The sequence below is a fragment of the Propionicimonas paludicola genome, assembly GCF_002563675.1.
Lineage (GTDB): Bacteria > Actinomycetota > Actinomycetes > Propionibacteriales > Propionibacteriaceae > Propionicimonas > Propionicimonas paludicola.
Genome location: NZ_PDJC01000001.1, coordinates 3,078,815 through 3,093,513, shown reverse-complemented (window position 1 = coordinate 3,093,513; position 14,699 = coordinate 3,078,815). Strand labels below are relative to the sequence as shown.

The window sequence follows — 14,699 nt, the reverse complement described above, 5'->3', positions numbered from 1 at the left end:
GGCCCAAGGAGTGGCTATGAGAGCCCGCGTCCTGCTCGTCGTCGCTGTGTTCGTGCTCTCCGGCTGCGCCATCGGCCAGCCCGCACCGGCTCCGAGCAAGAGCCCCGCCAGCACGTCCGCCGCCCCGACGACGAGTGCGCCGGTGGACAGCCCGTCCGCATCGCCCAGTGCCACACCGACCAGCCCGAAGCCCACGCCGTCCCCGGTGAAGACCACCGCCAAGCCGGTAGTGCCGAGTGCGGCCGGCGCCCTGAACGTGACCAAGTACGGCCAGGCCCACTTCGCCAGCCCGACCGGACGGATCTGGTGCGCCATGGACGAAGACGGCGTGCTGTGCCACTTCCCCAAGGGCATGAACATGACCAAGGTGCCCAAGTCGGACGTGGTCTGCCCGGGCGAGGGCCTGGACGTGACCGGGGTCAACGCCAGCGATGAGGTCGGCTACTTCTGCAGCGGCGGCGTCGAGTCGCTGCCGCAGACCAACGGCGAGTACGTCGACTGGTGGAAGCCCACCAAGTGGGCCTCGGTGAAGTACGACGGCTGGACGCTGGCCACCCTGCCCTACGGCAAGAAGCTGAAGCTCGGCGACTTCCTGTGCGCGAGCGCGAGCACAGGCATCATCTGCGGTAACGGCGCGACCGGGCAGGGCTTCGCCGTGGCGCTGGCCGGAGTGACCCTGATCGAGTGACCTGGGCGAGGACGCCTGGAAGGAGCATGAGGTGAGAGATTCTGTTCGCGGCGGAGTCGCCAGCCTTGTCCTGCTCGGTTTCCTGGTCGGTTGCCAGGCCGCGCCCGACTCCCCGCTGCTCACCGCTCGGCCCGCCCAGACCCACATGGCTGCGGCGCTGTCCGGGACGGTCAGTCGCGCCGACAACGGCTGCTACCTCCTCAACGGAATGCCGCTGGTCTGGCCGAACGGAACGACCGCCGTCCGCGACAAAGCCCGCCTGGCCGACGGCCGCGAGTTCATGGCCGGCTCGACAGTCTCCGGGGGTGGTGGCTTCATGAACGCTGGGGACGTGGCCGTGGTCCTCGACGAGGCGTCGGCGTCGAAGGCGGCGACCTGCCTGGGCTCCGGCGAGGTGGCCGTCCTGCAGGTCATCTCGTAGCGCACGCCCGCAGTGCACGGGTGCTCGAGGGCGAGTCTCGCCAGGGTCGTCCGCCCGCAGCAGGCCGGACGCCCTGAGTAGGGTGGCGCCATGTCCGTCCCGGTGGCCGAGCCGAGCAATCCGCTGCTCGATGCCTACCGGCGTCATCCGGGCTTGGGACGAGTGGACGAACTGGTCGCCGGCCCGGAGGTCCAGCCGCAGGCGCAGCTGCTCGCCGAGACGATCGGAACCCTCGGGCTCCCGCAACTGCTGACCGCCCGAGCCGAGGCCGCCCGGCAGGTGGCCGACGAGGGGATCAGCTATGGCAGTCGGCGCCGTCCGTGGCGGGTCGACCCACTGCCACTGCCGCTGGACGAAGCCGAATGGACGACGCTGGAGCATGGCCTGGCCCAACGGGCACGCCTACTGGACGCCGTCCTGGCCGACCTCTATGGACCCCGAACTCTTCTGCGACAACGCGTGTTGCCGCCGGCCGCGATCCTGAGTCATCCCGGGTTTGCCCGGGTGGCCGACGGTTCGGTCCAGGCCGGACAGCGGCAGCTGCTGACCACGGCCACTGATCTGGGCCGCAGCCCGGACGGCACCTGGCAGGTGATCTCCGATCGGCTGGGTACCCCGGCCGGGGCCGGCTACGCCATGGCCACTCGCCGGATCGTCTCCAAGGTGCTGGCCGGACTGCACCGAGCCAGCGACCTGGCCCGGCTGCGCGGCTTCTTCGTATCAATGACCGGTGCCCTGCTGGACGCCGCCGGCTCGGCCGAGGTGCCCCGGGTGGTCCTGCTGTCGCCGGGCGCGGATAGCCGCAGCTCCTACGACCAGGGCTTCCTGGCCGCCCTGCTCGGCTTCCCGCTGGCCGAGGCCGACGACCTGGTGATTCGGCAGGGACGGGTCTGGCTGCGGGCCGGCGATCAGCTCGAGCCCGTGGACGTGATCCTGCGCCGGGTCAGCGATGACCAGGCCGATCCGCTGGAGTTCCGCAGCAGCTCCGAGGTCGGGCTGCCCGGGCTGGTCGAGGCTAGCCGCCTCGGCAACGTCCGGGTGGCCAACCCGATCGGGGTCGAGGTGCTCGACAACCCCGCGCTGCTGGCCCATCTGCCCGAGGTCTGCGCGGCACTGCTGGGCGAACAGCCGCTGCTGGCCAGCCCGGACACCTGGTGGTGCGGCGAGCCGGCGTCCGCCTCGCATGTACGGGCCCATCTGGACGAGTTGGTGATCAAGCCGGTGGCTCGCACCGGGGTCGCTCCGGTGCGCTACGGCTGGCTGCTCAGTGCGACCGAACGCGAGGAACTGCTCGCCCGGATCACCGCCCAGCCGTGGGCCTGGTGCGGGCAAGCTCCGGTGGAGTTGTCCACCGCGCCGGTGGTGACCAGCGACGGGCTGGAGCCGCGCCGATTCGTCCTGCGCAGCTTCGGGGTGGCCACTGCCGACGGCTACCGGTTCCTGCCCGGCGGTCTGGGCCGGGTGGCCTCCAGCACGTCCGAACTGACCGTGAGCAGTGACCTGGGCGCGCTGGCCAAGGACGTCTGGGTGCCGGCCTCGGTGGCCGAGACCTCGGCTTCGGACGGACGCCGTCCGCGGCTGACTGTGGCCCGCGAGTCGGCCGTCCCGCCCCGAGTGGCCCGCGCCCTGATGACCATCGGACGCACCGCCGAGCGCGCCGAGAGCACCGCCCGGCTGCTCAAGGTGGCCGATGACCTGGCCGAGGACTTCGGCTCCCGTCCCGGTTCGGCCGGCGCGGCGGCCACTTCGACCCTGCTCGGCGCGGTCGGACGGATCACCGGCGTGGAGCGCTCGGTGGCCGAGTCCGGGGTCGGCTATCTGACCCGGGTGGCTCTCGATGAGACCGCCATCGGCGGCGTCCATCACAGCGTCCGGCGGCTGATCGGGGAGGCGCTGAGCGTCCGCGACCTGATGAGCGTCGACCTGTGGAGCGTCTTCGGACGGCTCGAGCAGACTCTGGCCGAGCCGCCGGCCGACAGCGACCAGCTGCAGCCGTTGCTGGCCGATGTGCTGGAGTCGCTGCTGGCCTACGCCGGGATCATGGCCCAATCGATGGTGCGCGACTCGTCGTGGGCCTTCCTCGACGCGGGCGGACGCCTGGAGCGCGCGGCCCACACGGTGAAACTCCTGGCCACCAGCCTGCTCGAGGTGGACGACCCGGCCGCGCCGACCGGTGAGTTGGTGGCCGATGCCGTGCTGCGTGCCGGTGAGTCGATCATCACCCACCGCCGTCGCGCCGCGGCCGGCACCGGCCCGGCCACCGGCCTGGAGTCGGCGGTCCAGCTGCTGCTGCACGATCTGTCCAACCCGCGTTCGGTGGCCTACCAGCTGGCCGCGCTGGCCGCCGACCTGCGGCTGGCCGGCGATGGGCAGCTGGCCGAGCAGGCCGAGGCCATCGCGTCCCGGCTGTCCGAGGACGCCGCGCTGGCCGACCAGCTGCGCGAACTCGGCGATGCCTTGGACGGCCTGGGGCGCCGGATCGCCGCCCGGCACTTCGTCCGGCAGGCCACCCGGCACGCCGCCGAGGCGTCCTGGAGTCGTCCGCTGGAGGTGCGATGAGCACTCCGGACGTCCGGCGCTACCGGATCACCCACCGCACCAGCTACCGCTACGACGACGTCCTGGAGGCCGGCTACAACCGCGGCCTGCTGCGGCCGCGGGAGACCGCGACCCAGCAGGTGTTGTCCTTCGAACTGACTTCGACGCCGGCCGCCGAGCAGCTCAGCGAACACCTGGACTACTTCGGCAACCCGTCGCTCTACCTGGAGACCCGGGCCCCGGTCACCGAGCTGGTGGTCGAGGCGGTCAGCCAGGTGCAGGTCAGCTGGCCGGCCCCCGATCTGGCCGCCCTGGACGCCTGGAGCGTGGCCGAGGCCGCGGCCGTCCTGGCCGCCGAGCTGGATCCGGTCGAGCACACCGAGTTCACCTGGCCGTCCCCGCTGGTGGCCATCGATGCCGGGCTCGGCGAGTACGCCGCGCAGGTGCTCGGGCCCGATCGTCCGCTGGGGACGGCGCTGGCCGAGTTGCTGCACGCGATCCACCGCGACTTCCGCTACACCACCGGGGCCACGTCGGTGCAGACCACACTGGCCGAGGTGCTGGCCACCCGGCAGGGGGTCTGTCAGGACTTCGCCCAGCTGACCGTGGGCTGCCTGCGCTGGGCCGGGCTGCCGGCCCGCTACGTCAGCGGCTACCTGGAGACCGTGCCGCCGCCGGGACGTCCAAAGCTGCGCGGGGCCGACGCCACCCACGCCTGGGCGTCCGTGCGCTGCCCGGACGGGAGCTGGGTCGACCTCGATCCGACCAACGACCAGTTCGCCGACTCCCGCTACATCGTGACCGCCTGGGGACGCGACTACTCCGACGTCTCCCCGCTGCGCGGCGTGGTGTTCACCGAGGCCGACTCGTCCACCCTGAGCGTCGAGGTCGACGTCGAGCCCTGCTGAGGGCGTCCCCACCGATCGCGTGGCAGGCTGGGGCCGTGACGTCGAAGCGAACCACGGTCGCACTCCGGACGACGGCCGGTGTGCTCGCCGCCCTGCTCCTGACCAGTTGTGCAGCCGCTCCGCCGGCCGACCCCGAACGGCCATCGCCGGCAGCAACCTCGGCGGCGCCGAGCCCGGCCTCATCGTCCACGCCGACCCAGGCCACACCCACCAAGGCACCGAGCCCGAGCCAGAGCGCGCCGCCGGCCGCCGGCCGGCTCGACGGACGGGTGATCGTGATCGACCCCGGCCACAATCGCAACTCCGACGGCCCGTTCATCCGGCACAAGGTTCCGGCCGGCAACGGCAAGACCAAGCCGTGCAACTCCACCGGCACTGCCACCAATGCCGACTACGCCGAGCATGCCTACAACTGGGCCCAGGCCAACGCGCTGGCCAAAGAGCTGCGCGAGCGCGGCGCGACCGTCCGGCTGACCAGGGCGGACGACGCCGGCAACGGCCCCTGCGTGAACACCCGAGCCAGCCTGGCCAACCAGCTGCACGCCGACCTGCTGATCTCGATCCACGCCGACGGCAGCTTCAGCAAGGGCGCGCGCGGTTTCCACGTGATCCTCTCCACCGTGATGGCCGGCGGATCCGGCGTCGAGGCCGAGTCGAAGAAGCTCGCCGAGCAGATCCGGTCGGTGCTCACCGCGCAGACCGGGATGCCGCGATCGACCTACATCGGCAGAGGCACCGCACTCAGCCCCCGATCCGACATTGCCACCCTCAACTTCGCGAAAGTACCCGCGGTGATGATGGAGATGGGCAACATGCGCAATGCCAAGGACGCCGCCCTACTCACCTCGTCCGCGTGGCGAACGAAGGCCGCCACCGCGCTGGCCGATGCGATCAGCGAGTTCTTGGACTGAGCCGACCAGACAGCACTGAGTCCGCCCCGCTATCGGCTACGGGACGGACTCAGTAGGGGATCGCTGGAGGCGGACGAACGCCGCCGGCTGTGGATCCAGTTCATGCACTGCGCGGCGGGCTCAGTCTCCGAATCCGTCGATCGCCATGAACTTGGTGCCACCACTGAGCTGGCCCATCGCGGTGGTGAACACGTTGGCCAGGTCGGCCCCGGAGGCTGCGCAGAAGAAGAAGTCGGTGTCGCTGTTCTCCGCAGCGACACCTGCGGGTGACGAGCAGTCGCCCGGATCTCCGTGACCGGTGACCGAGTCCTTGGTGGACGCGACGCTGGCCAGGACGCTGATCGACGAGGTGTTGCCACAAGAGCCCGAGTTCACCGCACCAAAGCCGATGGTGATGACCGTGATCCCGGCCGCCTTGGCGTTGTCAGCGACCTTCTTGAAGTTGTCGCACGCGGTCTGCAGGTTTGTGTTGCCGATGTCGTAGGTGTTGCTCAGATCGGTCACCGTGCCGTCGGCTCCCACGTTGGTGAACTTCTCACCAGGCTGACCGTCCGTCTCCAGGATCAGGACCTTCCTCGGCACGATCCCCAACGCGTCCCGAGCGGCCAGGTCGGCAGCCGAGATGTTGTTGGTCAGATTGCTGGAGTTCAGCAGGTACTGCGCGCCGCCCTTCAGCGCCGAAGCCAGGTGGGTACCCATGTCGTACCCGTCCTTGGTGCAGTACGAGCTGGTCCCCGAGGTCGTGTTCCAGTTGGCCACCGCGTAGGGCAGGTTGTTGATGCTGGTCTGCAGGCTCGTCCCGGTCTTGACCGTTCGCGACCCGGAGCCGTCCAGGACGTAGGCCCCCGAGGCATTGGTGTTCAGGTAGCTGTTGGTGAAGTTCACCGGCACCCAGGTCCCGGTGAGGACGTCGTTGTGATACTTGTACTTGTTGCCGGTGCCGGCATTGGTGGCGGCATTGCAGCCATTGACCGTACCGGTGTCCTGGGTCGAGGCGGGCGTTGTCGAGCTCGACTTGTTGCTGAGACTGGTGAAGAAGTTGTCCGACGTCGTCAGCGGTGCGATCGGATTGCTGGCGGTCGACTTGCTCTTGTGGATCGCCCCCATCGCCACGTACTGAACCCGCTGGTCCATGACGGTGAGCATCGACGAGATGCCGTCGCGCAGTGACTTCATGTTCGACAGCACGTCGCCGCCCGACCAGTCGAGCATCGAACCGGTGCGGTCGGCCATGACCACCACGTTCATCGGGTTCGGTGCTGCTTCACCGCCACAGGTCCCCCGGCAGGACACAGTCGAGACCCCCACCGGAGCGCTGGGGATGTTGATGGCCGGCCCGAAGACGAACTGAACGTTCCGGCTGGCGCTCACTTGGACGGCGTTGCACTTCACGGTGGCCGACGGGACGCACGGAATGGCGCAGACCGGCGAGGTGTCCGGGCACTGCTTCTTGCCCTTGTACGTGAAGGTGGCGCTGTCGGTCCAGGTCCCGGGGTTGCAGGTGGCCGGGATCTGGCGCTGATCCGGCGTTCCGTCGGACGCCTTGGCCACCACACAGAAGAAGTCCACCGAGATGTTGGACTGAGTCAGGTTGGGGTCATTGGCCATCGCGTAGCTCTTGGCGAGCTGGATCGCCGTGGACGCGCTGGACACCGGCATGTCGACCGCGACGGCTTGCGCTGCAGCGTCGACGGCGTTGCGCAGCTGCTGCTTCGCGAAGACCAGCCGGGCCACGTCGAAGCCCACCGCGCCGGCCGCGGCCAGCAACATCATCGAGATCGCGACCACGACTGCGGTCACGCCCCGTTGGTTTCGAGAGATCTTGGTTGCGCGCGAGGATTTCATCAGGCCGACTCGATCCGCATCTGGCTAGTGGCGACGATGACGCTCTGGCCGGGAAGGCCGAGGACGCCGGGGGTGATCCACTTGTAGGTATAGGACACCTTGACCTGCACTGAGTCACCCGGCGAGACCGAGGAGCAAGCGATCGCGGTGGGGGTGCCGGAGACCATGGTCTGGCACGTGATGTTGGTGGTGGGGGCGGTACCGATCAGGCTTGCCGAAGCCCGGCTGATCGCGTTGTTGGTCGCCGTCGTGTCGGCGCCACTGAAGCTGGCTGCGCGCGCGCCTTCGCGCGCCGCATTGCCGACGATGGCCTGGGCGTTGATCGCCATGCCCATGTCAACCATCCCGAAGATCATCACGATCAGGACCGGCAGCACCAGTGCGAACTCCACTGCTGCCGCTCCGCGCTCGGATGTCTGCGCAGGCTTGCCTCTACGCATCTATGTCTCATTCTGCCGATAACCGTTGAATCCGGACCCCCTCCAGAATTCCTCACCAGTTTAGGCAGCGTTGAAGAAGGGTGTCAATCCGTCCAAAGGCCCTAATGATAGCGCTCGACAGGAACACAGGAGCCTCCACTAGGGGCATCCACAGCTCCCGCCAAGGGGATGAAGTACCTAGTCAGAGCGGCTCTCGCGGGAAGCACACCCATGTAATTCATAGGCATTTCCTAGAGAAATCACCGCGAGTGTCACCCGTTCGGGCGACATTTGTTAATGCACGAGTGCTGGCCGGACAATTGCGCCGGGTTCACTCGAGTAAGCAATTTCCATGTCACCCATTTGGATGACGTGACCATCTTGAATGACGCCGCGACTCCAGCTCTTGCCGGCAACCAGATCCACTCGGACCTCCCGGTCGTTGCCCCGAACCGGACGCGCGCCGTAGACCGCTCCGCCCAGCGTCGCCAGGGTTCCGGCGCCGGGCACACCGGCCAGATACTGGCGCCGTCCACGCAGCTGCACTCGGGCCAGCACCTCGGCATGCCGGCTGAAGATCAGCTCCCCGCGCATCCGCGGCGAGATCAGCGCGCTGCCCAGCCACCACACCACGACCGATAGCCCGAGCAGCCCGCCGACGGTGACCAGCGTGGGCAGCGACCGAGCCAGAGCGCCATCGGCGCGCGCACCGGCCACGGTCACCAACTTGGGTTCGAAAGTCAGCCCGAGTCCGGCGGTGAGCGCAGGACGCCAAGGCGAGTCCACCGCAGCGTCGAAGGTCAGGTTGAGGTTGCGCAGGTCGCCGTCCCCGCTGAGCTGAAGCTGAGCATCCAGGTTCCTGGTCTGCCCGGGCGCGAGCTCGATCACCTTCGGCAGGCCACTGACCTCGGCGGACAGCTCGCCGGCGGCCGCCACCCGCAGACCGCTGAGGACGATCGGTACGTGCCGGTAAGGCGACTCGACCGTGACCCGGATCGGCAGCCACCCGGTCGAGCCGGAGCTGAAGTCGCCGGTCCAGCTCACCGCGATCGGGGCCTGGAGCTCGGTACCCAACAGACGGCCTGCACGCAGCTGCTCAACATCGGCGTTGATCGACGCGACGGCTCGGCTGATGCCCGAGGCCTTCACCGGCTGGGTCGTGGGGAACACTCGGCCGAGCATGGTGACGTCGACGGTCGAGGACAGCCCGAACAGATAGCTGGCGATCGGTCGCTGGCCGGCCAACCTGCGGCCGTTCTCGGCCAGCTCGCGCCAGGCCTTGCCCTCTTGGCTCTGGTAGTCCGATCCGGGCGCCGGATCCGGAATGCTGTCAGTGATCATCACCACGACGGCCTGCGGGTTGGCTGCATCCCGGGCGAGCTCGGTAACCGCAGCCTCCAGCGCGGCCCCCTGATCACTCCAGCCCACCGTGGCCTTCGGCAGTGCGCCGAGCATCCGGGCACCCTGATCGCCGACCAGGCCGCGGTACTGCGCGGTGACCGTCGAGTCGAAGCTGTACAGGGCCAGTCGATCAGTGGGCTGCATGATCTTGAGCAGTTGGCTCAGCGCAGAGTGGACGGTATCGGCCGACTTGCCTTTGGCCATCGAGGCGCTGTTGTCCACCAGGACGATGAAGTCAGTGGTCTGGACGGGCAGCGCCAGGGCCTTGATCACGCCGTCGGTGGGTCCCGGCGTCGCGCAAGCCACGCCTGCCGGCAACCCGATCAGGGCGGCGGCGACGGCGACCAGCCCCGCAATTCGTACGCGCAAAGACACGCGGCTCCCCTAAAGATGTCCTCCAATGGGTGACAAATCACCACAAGTCTGAACCCATTATTGCGCCTTGAGATAGTGCTTGACCATTCCTTTGACACAAGCGATGAATTGGGTGCATTCTTTTCAGCGGCCGGACTTCACAGTCGGGATGGACATCAGAAGCCGGCCACAGCGGAACCTATCCCAAACCCATCGAAAGGGGTCCCCAATGAAGAACCTGCCCGCCAAGATCGTCGGCACCGTCGTCGCTACCAAGGAGCGCGGTGCGACCGCGGTCGAGTACGGCATCATGGTTGCGCTCATCGCCGCCGTGATCATCACCGTGGTCTCCCTGCTCGGCACCCAGCTGAGCGGCATGTTCAACAACGTGAAGAACAGCATCTGACCTTCGCCTGAGCCGAGTGAGGCACTCCCCAGGACTCTGGCGGGGTGCCTCACTCAACGCTTGACGATCCTCCAGGCTGTCCCCAGCGGCCTGTGTCGAGCCCACACATTTCCTCCTCAATCCACGCCATTTGTCCCCCATTCGGGCGACATATGTTGAACCCGTCGAATCCCTACATTTGTCACCCGGACGGATGACAAATACGCACATTCAAGCACGGGGCGGTCACCCTCTCGGATGACCGGATATGAGGAATAAACAAAGTACGATTCTTCGGGGTCCTGACTCAGCTTGATCGGTGAGCCCGCTCGCGGTGGTCGCGAGACAGCGATCCCCGCCATGGTGCAGCCGAAGGCTTCACCCCAACCTCCGCTACTCGAGTTAAGGCGGTTACAGATGCAACGTCGAGTCATCGCAGCGATCGCGGCGGTGTTGCTGGCAGGCGTCGGAGCAGTCCTGATGTTCACCTACGTGTCGAACGCGGACGCCCGAGCCATGGCCGGCCAAGAGCCCACCGATGTACTGGTCGTCGTGGCTGCGGACGGTGTCCCGGCCGGAACTCTCGGCAAGAACCTGGCCCCGTTCGTCGAGCTGAAGAAGCTCCCCCGGGCCGCTGTCGCCGCCAACGCACTGAGCAACACCGTCGAGATCCAGGACCTGGCCACCACCACCGACCTCAAGCAGGGCGAGCAGGTGCTTGCCTCCCGCTTCGCCAAGCCCGACACCGACGGTGGCAAGAAGGGCGACATCCCGGTCCCCAATGACATGCAGCAGATCTCGATGGTCACCGAGTCTCAGCGCGCCGTCGCCGGCCGGATCATCCCCGGGGACAAGATCGCTATCAACGTCACCAAGGGCAATCAGACCGCCCAGGTGTTCCGCGACGTCCTGGTCCTGCGAGTGGACGGCGGCTCCACCCCCGACGGTGCAGCCTCAGGCTCGAGCGTGATGTTGACCCTCGCTCTCAAGCCCAAGGACGTCCGCCTGCTGGTCGCCTCGCTGCAGACCGCACAGCTATGGATCGTGCTCGACGCCAAGAACAACGACGGCAGCGCCGAGGCACCCATCTCACTTACCTTGGGCAAGGCATCGCAATGAGTCCCGCCCTGGTCATCAGCCCCAACCCTCAGGTCGTCGGCCTGGTTCAGCAAGCCTGGGGTCCGGACGGCTATGCGATCGCTCCGCTGCGGTTCCCGGCGACCATGGCCGCGCTGATGCAGGAGCTGCAGGGCGCACCCATGCCCGAAGTGGCCGTGCTCGATCCGGGGGATCAGATCCAAGCAGCGCTCTCCCTGGCCACCGAGCTCTCCGCGACCGCGGCCATCCCGGTGGTCCTGGTCAGCGACCAGGGCGCTGAGCTGGCGTTGCCGGCGCTGCGCGCCGGCGTCCGCGACATCGTTTCGCCCTACGGCCGTCCCGAGGAGATGCGTCAGGCTCTGCAGCGCGCTGCGGCCCTCAACGCCGGACGAGTCCAGCAGCCGATGGTGAACTCGGTTCCGCCGATGGCCACCGGCCAGGGCAAGGTGATCACCGTCGCCTCGCCGAAGGGTGGCGTCGGCAAGACCACCGTCTCGACGAACCTCGCCGTCGGCCTGGCCATGCGCGAACCCAAGTCGACGGTCCTGGTCGACATCGACCTGCACTTCGGTGACGTCGCCTCAGCACTGAACATCAACCCCGAGTACACACTGCCGGACATGGCCCACGGCCCGGTCAGCCGGGACAGCGTGGCGGTGAAGTCCTACCTGACCGAGCACTCGTCCGGGCTCTTCGTCGTTCCGGGCTCCGAGTCCCCGGCCGCCGCCGACACGGTCTCAGCCAAGGAGATCGGCACCCTGCTGCAGACCCTCACCGGGCAGTTCAAGTACGTGGTGGTCGACACCGCCCCCGGCCTGGGCGAACACACTCTGGCCGTACTGGATCAGACCGACACCTTGGTCCTGGTGACCAGCCTGGACGTCCCGGGCGTGCGTGGCCTGCGCAAGGAACTGGACACCCTGCGCGACATCAGCATCGTGCTGGAGTCCCGGGTAGTGGTGCTGAACTTCATGCATCCCAGCCGTGGCCTGACCGCAGCCGACGTCGAGGCGACCATCGGCCGCAAGGTCGACGTCCAGCTCCCGCAGTCCAACTCGGTGCCGATCTCGACCAACCAGGGCGTTCCGCTGCTGCAGGGCAACGGCCGCGACCCGGTGGCCAAGCAGTTGCGCAGCCTCGTGGATCTGATCGCCGCGGAGCAGACGGCCCCGGTCAAGGGGCACCGGTTCTTCGACTTCGGAGGGAAGAAGGAGGGCCAGCGATGAACCTTGCCGCACGCGTGAACGCCGCCAAGGGCGAGCGTGGGATTCCGCCGGAGGAGATCGCGTCCGCAGCTCCGACGACGCCGATGCGAGCACTCGCACCGGAAGCCGACTTCAGCGCCCCGGCCCCGTGGCTCCCGGTTCCCAACTCCGGCCAGCGACCGCTCAACGAGCCTGCGGTGAACTGGATGCCCGAGCCGGCATCGCAGGCCTCGGCCAGTGATCATCGGCTCTCCAACCGTGCCCAGGTGACCAATGTGGTCGTGGAGACCCACGATGCGCTGGCGCACATCAAGGAAGACGCCATCGAGCAGCTGTTCGAGCGAATGGGTGCGCGGCTGAACGACCCGAACCTCGACGAGAACGCCCTGCAGAACCTGGTCAACGTCGAACTGAACGCCATCATCGAAGGCGGACGACTGCCGCTGACGGCCCGCGAACGGCAGCGGCTGATCAACGAGGTGCGCGACGACGTCCTCGGACTCGGCCCACTGGAGGCTCTGATCGCCGACAAGTCGGTCACCGAAATCATGGTGAACGGTCCGCACAAGGTCTACGTCGAGCGCTCCGGCAAGCTCACCTTGACCCAGGTCAAGTTCTCCGACGAGCCGCACCTGCGCCGGATCATCGAGCGCATCGTCACTCGGGTCGGACGCCGCATCGACGAGTCCTCCCCGCTGGTCGACGCCCGCCTGGAGGACGGCTCGCGTGTCAACGCCATCATCCCGCCGCTGGCGGTGAGCGGGTCAACGCTGACCATCCGTAAGTTCTCCAAGGACGCGCTGAGCGTCCCCGACCTGATCAACTTCAAGACGCTGACTCCGGCCATGGCGGAGTTCCTCGAGGCCTGCGTGCAGGCTCGACTGAACATGATCGTCTCCGGCGGTACCGGCACCGGTAAGACCACGCTGCTGAACGTCCTGTCCGGCTTCATCCCTTCGCACGAGCGCATCGTGTCGATCGAGGACGCGGTCGAGCTTCAGCTTCAGCAGGATCACGTGGTCCGGCTGGAGTCCCGTCCGGCCAACGTCGAGGGCCGTGGCGAGGTCACGATCCGCGACCTGGTGAAGAACTCGCTGCGTATGCGTCCGGACCGGATCATCGTCGGCGAGGTTCGTGGCGCCGAGGCGCTGGACATGCTGCAGGCCATGAACACCGGCCACGACGGCTCGCTGTCCACCGTCCACGCCAACACCGCCCGCGACGCCCTGGCCCGTCTCGAGACCCTGGTGCTGATGGCCGGCATGGACCTGCCGCTGCGGGCGATCCGCGAGCAGGTCGCCTCGGCCGTGGACGTGATCGTCCAGATCAGCCGACTGCGAGACGGCACCCGCCGAATCACGTCGATCAGCGAAGTGATCGGCATGGAGGGGCAGACCCTCACCATGCAGGACATCTTCGAGTTCGACTTCGGCGCCGGTGTCTCGCCGGACGGCGTCTTCCTGGGCATCACCAAGCCGACCGGGGTGCGTCCGCACTTCAGCCAGAAGATGGCCGACCTGGGGATCAAGCTCTCGCCGAACACCTTCGGCGGTCCCGAGCTCTGGACCAGCCGATGACCGGATTCCTGGGCAGCTCGCAGGCACTCACCGTCGGCTCGATCCTGCTCGGGTTGGCGGCGATCCTGGTCTTCGTCCTGCTGCTGCTGCCCAGCAACCGCCTGCCGATCGAGCGGCGCCGGTTCAACCCCGACGAGCGGGATGCCGGGATCACGAAGCTCGCCGACCGGGCCACCGACCTGGTCGGACGCTTCCTCGGCGCTCGCGCCGACGGTCCGAACGAGGTCCTGGTCGAGGCCGGCATCAACATGCCGCTGAAAGAGATCGTGGTCATCGTCGGTGCCGGCAGCCTGGCCGGCTTCGCATTCGGCCTGGTTGTCGGCCAGCTCCTGCTGGCTATCGTGCTGGCGCTGGTGGTTCCGATTCTGGGCCGGATGGTGTTCTCAGTGTTGGCCGAGCGGCGCCGCAAGAAGTTCGAAGGGCAGCTCAGCGAGACGCTGCAGATGCTGGCCGGCAGCCTTCGCGCGGGCTACAGCCTGCCGCAGGCGATCGCCACCGTTGCTCAGGAAGGTGAGGAACCGACCTCGAGCGAGTTCACCCGGGTCACCAATGAAGTCCGGGTCGGACGATCGCTGACCGAGTCGCTGGACGACGTGGCCGTCCGGATGCGCAACGAGGACTTCTACTGGGTGACGCAGGCCATCGGCATCAACCGTGAGGTCGGCGGCAACCTGGCCGAAGTGCTGGACAACGTCAGCTCGACCATCCGCGGCCGCTCCGAGATCAAGCGTCAGGTGGCCGCATTGGCGGCGGACGGGAAGCTGTCGGCGATCATCCTGATGCTGCTGCCCTTCGTGGTCAGTCTCTTCCTGGCAATCCTCAGCCCGGCCTACATCGGCCGACTGGTGTCCAGCCCGGTCGGCTGGATGATGGTCGGCAGTGGCGTGGTCATGTTGGCCATCGGTGGGTTCTGGCTGTCCAAGCTGATCAACATCAAGTTCTAGGCGGC

Annotated in this window: 13 protein-coding genes; 10 read left to right on the top strand and 3 right to left on the bottom strand. The window is 67.7% G+C overall.

The window, feature by feature from the left end; genetic code table 11:
- Positions 1-16 precede the first annotated feature (16 nt).
- From ATK74_RS14295 to ATK74_RS14275, 5 genes are all read left to right on the top strand, one after another.
- The gene (locus ATK74_RS14295; protein WP_098461677.1) at positions 17-688 is read left to right on the top strand and encodes a hypothetical protein; all 672 of its coding nucleotides are present in this window, start codon (positions 17-19) and stop codon (positions 686-688) included.
- A 31-nt stretch (positions 689-719) separates the two neighbouring features.
- Positions 720-1,109, top strand: a complete 390-nt coding sequence (locus tag ATK74_RS14290; RefSeq protein ID WP_098461676.1) for a hypothetical protein — start codon at positions 720-722, stop codon at positions 1,107-1,109.
- A 90-nt stretch (positions 1,110-1,199) separates the two neighbouring features.
- A complete protein-coding gene (locus ATK74_RS14285; protein ID WP_098461675.1) occupies positions 1,200-3,668 on the top strand; it encodes a circularly permuted type 2 ATP-grasp protein in 2,469 nt (822 codons plus the stop codon).
- Positions 3,665-4,555, top strand: a complete 891-nt coding sequence (locus tag ATK74_RS14280; RefSeq protein WP_098461674.1) for a transglutaminase family protein — start codon at positions 3,665-3,667, stop codon at positions 4,553-4,555. The genes ATK74_RS14285 and ATK74_RS14280 overlap by 4 nt, the downstream gene beginning before the upstream one ends.
- A gap of 35 nt (positions 4,556-4,590) precedes the next feature.
- Positions 4,591-5,466, top strand: a complete 876-nt coding sequence (locus tag ATK74_RS14275; protein WP_169923874.1) for an N-acetylmuramoyl-L-alanine amidase — start codon at positions 4,591-4,593, stop codon at positions 5,464-5,466.
- A 120-nt stretch (positions 5,467-5,586) separates the two neighbouring features.
- Here the strand turns inward: ATK74_RS14275 and ATK74_RS14270 are convergent, their stop codons facing one another.
- From ATK74_RS14270 to ATK74_RS14260, 3 genes are all read right to left on the bottom strand, one after another.
- Positions 5,587-7,266 carry a hypothetical protein gene (locus ATK74_RS14270; protein WP_098461673.1) on the bottom strand — a complete coding sequence of 560 codons (1,680 nt, stop codon included), beginning with the start codon at positions 7,264-7,266 and terminating at the stop codon, positions 5,587-5,589.
- 44 nt (positions 7,267-7,310) lie between these two features.
- On the bottom strand, positions 7,311-7,751 hold the full coding sequence (locus ATK74_RS14265; protein WP_098461672.1) for a TadE/TadG family type IV pilus assembly protein: 441 nt from the start codon (positions 7,749-7,751) through the stop codon (positions 7,311-7,313).
- Positions 7,752-8,024: 273 nt separating this feature from the next.
- Positions 8,025-9,506 carry a vWA domain-containing protein gene (locus tag ATK74_RS14260; protein ID WP_143483691.1) on the bottom strand — a complete coding sequence of 494 codons (1,482 nt, stop codon included), beginning with the start codon at positions 9,504-9,506 and terminating at the stop codon, positions 8,025-8,027.
- 208 nt (positions 9,507-9,714) lie between these two features.
- Here ATK74_RS14260 and ATK74_RS14255 point away from each other — a divergent pair, with 208 nt between their 5' ends.
- The 5 genes from ATK74_RS14255 to ATK74_RS14235 all read left to right on the top strand — a co-directional run bounded on the left by ATK74_RS14255 (position 9,715) and on the right by ATK74_RS14235 (position 14,694).
- Positions 9,715-9,891 carry a Flp family type IVb pilin gene (locus ATK74_RS14255; protein WP_098461670.1) on the top strand — a complete coding sequence of 59 codons (177 nt, stop codon included), beginning with the start codon at positions 9,715-9,717 and terminating at the stop codon, positions 9,889-9,891.
- Positions 9,892-10,287: 396 nt separating this feature from the next.
- Positions 10,288-10,989, top strand: coding sequence for a Flp pilus assembly protein CpaB (cpaB, locus tag ATK74_RS14250; RefSeq protein WP_098461669.1), 702 nt, complete (start codon positions 10,288-10,290; stop codon positions 10,987-10,989).
- Positions 10,986-12,194, top strand: coding sequence for a CpaE/TadZ family protein (locus ATK74_RS14245; protein ID WP_098461668.1), 1,209 nt, complete (start codon positions 10,986-10,988; stop codon positions 12,192-12,194). The genes cpaB and ATK74_RS14245 overlap by 4 nt, the downstream gene beginning before the upstream one ends.
- Positions 12,191-13,750 carry a TadA family conjugal transfer-associated ATPase gene (locus ATK74_RS14240; protein WP_098461667.1) on the top strand — a complete coding sequence of 520 codons (1,560 nt, stop codon included), beginning with the start codon at positions 12,191-12,193 and terminating at the stop codon, positions 13,748-13,750. The genes ATK74_RS14245 and ATK74_RS14240 overlap by 4 nt, the downstream gene beginning before the upstream one ends.
- Positions 13,747-14,694 carry a type II secretion system F family protein gene (locus ATK74_RS14235; protein WP_098461666.1) on the top strand — a complete coding sequence of 316 codons (948 nt, stop codon included), beginning with the start codon at positions 13,747-13,749 and terminating at the stop codon, positions 14,692-14,694. The genes ATK74_RS14240 and ATK74_RS14235 overlap by 4 nt, the downstream gene beginning before the upstream one ends.
- Positions 14,695-14,699 lie beyond the last annotated feature (5 nt).

What these genes read in the sequence shown, in the direction of transcription:
- ATK74_RS14295 (WP_098461677.1), top strand. Translation starts at nt 17, where the DNA reads ATGAGAGCCCGCGTCCTGCTCGTCGTCGCTGTGTTCGTGCTCTCCGGC.
- ATK74_RS14285 (WP_098461675.1), top strand. Translation starts at nt 1,200, where the DNA reads ATGTCCGTCCCGGTGGCCGAGCCGAGCAATCCGCTGCTCGATGCCTAC.
- ATK74_RS14280 (WP_098461674.1), top strand. Translation starts at nt 3,665, where the DNA reads ATGAGCACTCCGGACGTCCGGCGCTACCGGATCACCCACCGCACCAGC.
- ATK74_RS14265 (WP_098461672.1), bottom strand. Translation starts at nt 7,751, where the DNA reads ATGCGTAGAGGCAAGCCTGCGCAGACATCCGAGCGCGGAGCGGCAGCA.
- ATK74_RS14255 (WP_098461670.1), top strand. Translation starts at nt 9,715, where the DNA reads ATGAAGAACCTGCCCGCCAAGATCGTCGGCACCGTCGTCGCTACCAAG.
- cpaB (WP_098461669.1), top strand. Translation starts at nt 10,288, where the DNA reads ATGCAACGTCGAGTCATCGCAGCGATCGCGGCGGTGTTGCTGGCAGGC.
- ATK74_RS14245 (WP_098461668.1), top strand. Translation starts at nt 10,986, where the DNA reads ATGAGTCCCGCCCTGGTCATCAGCCCCAACCCTCAGGTCGTCGGCCTG.
- ATK74_RS14240 (WP_098461667.1), top strand. Translation starts at nt 12,191, where the DNA reads ATGAACCTTGCCGCACGCGTGAACGCCGCCAAGGGCGAGCGTGGGATT.
- ATK74_RS14235 (WP_098461666.1), top strand. Translation starts at nt 13,747, where the DNA reads ATGACCGGATTCCTGGGCAGCTCGCAGGCACTCACCGTCGGCTCGATC.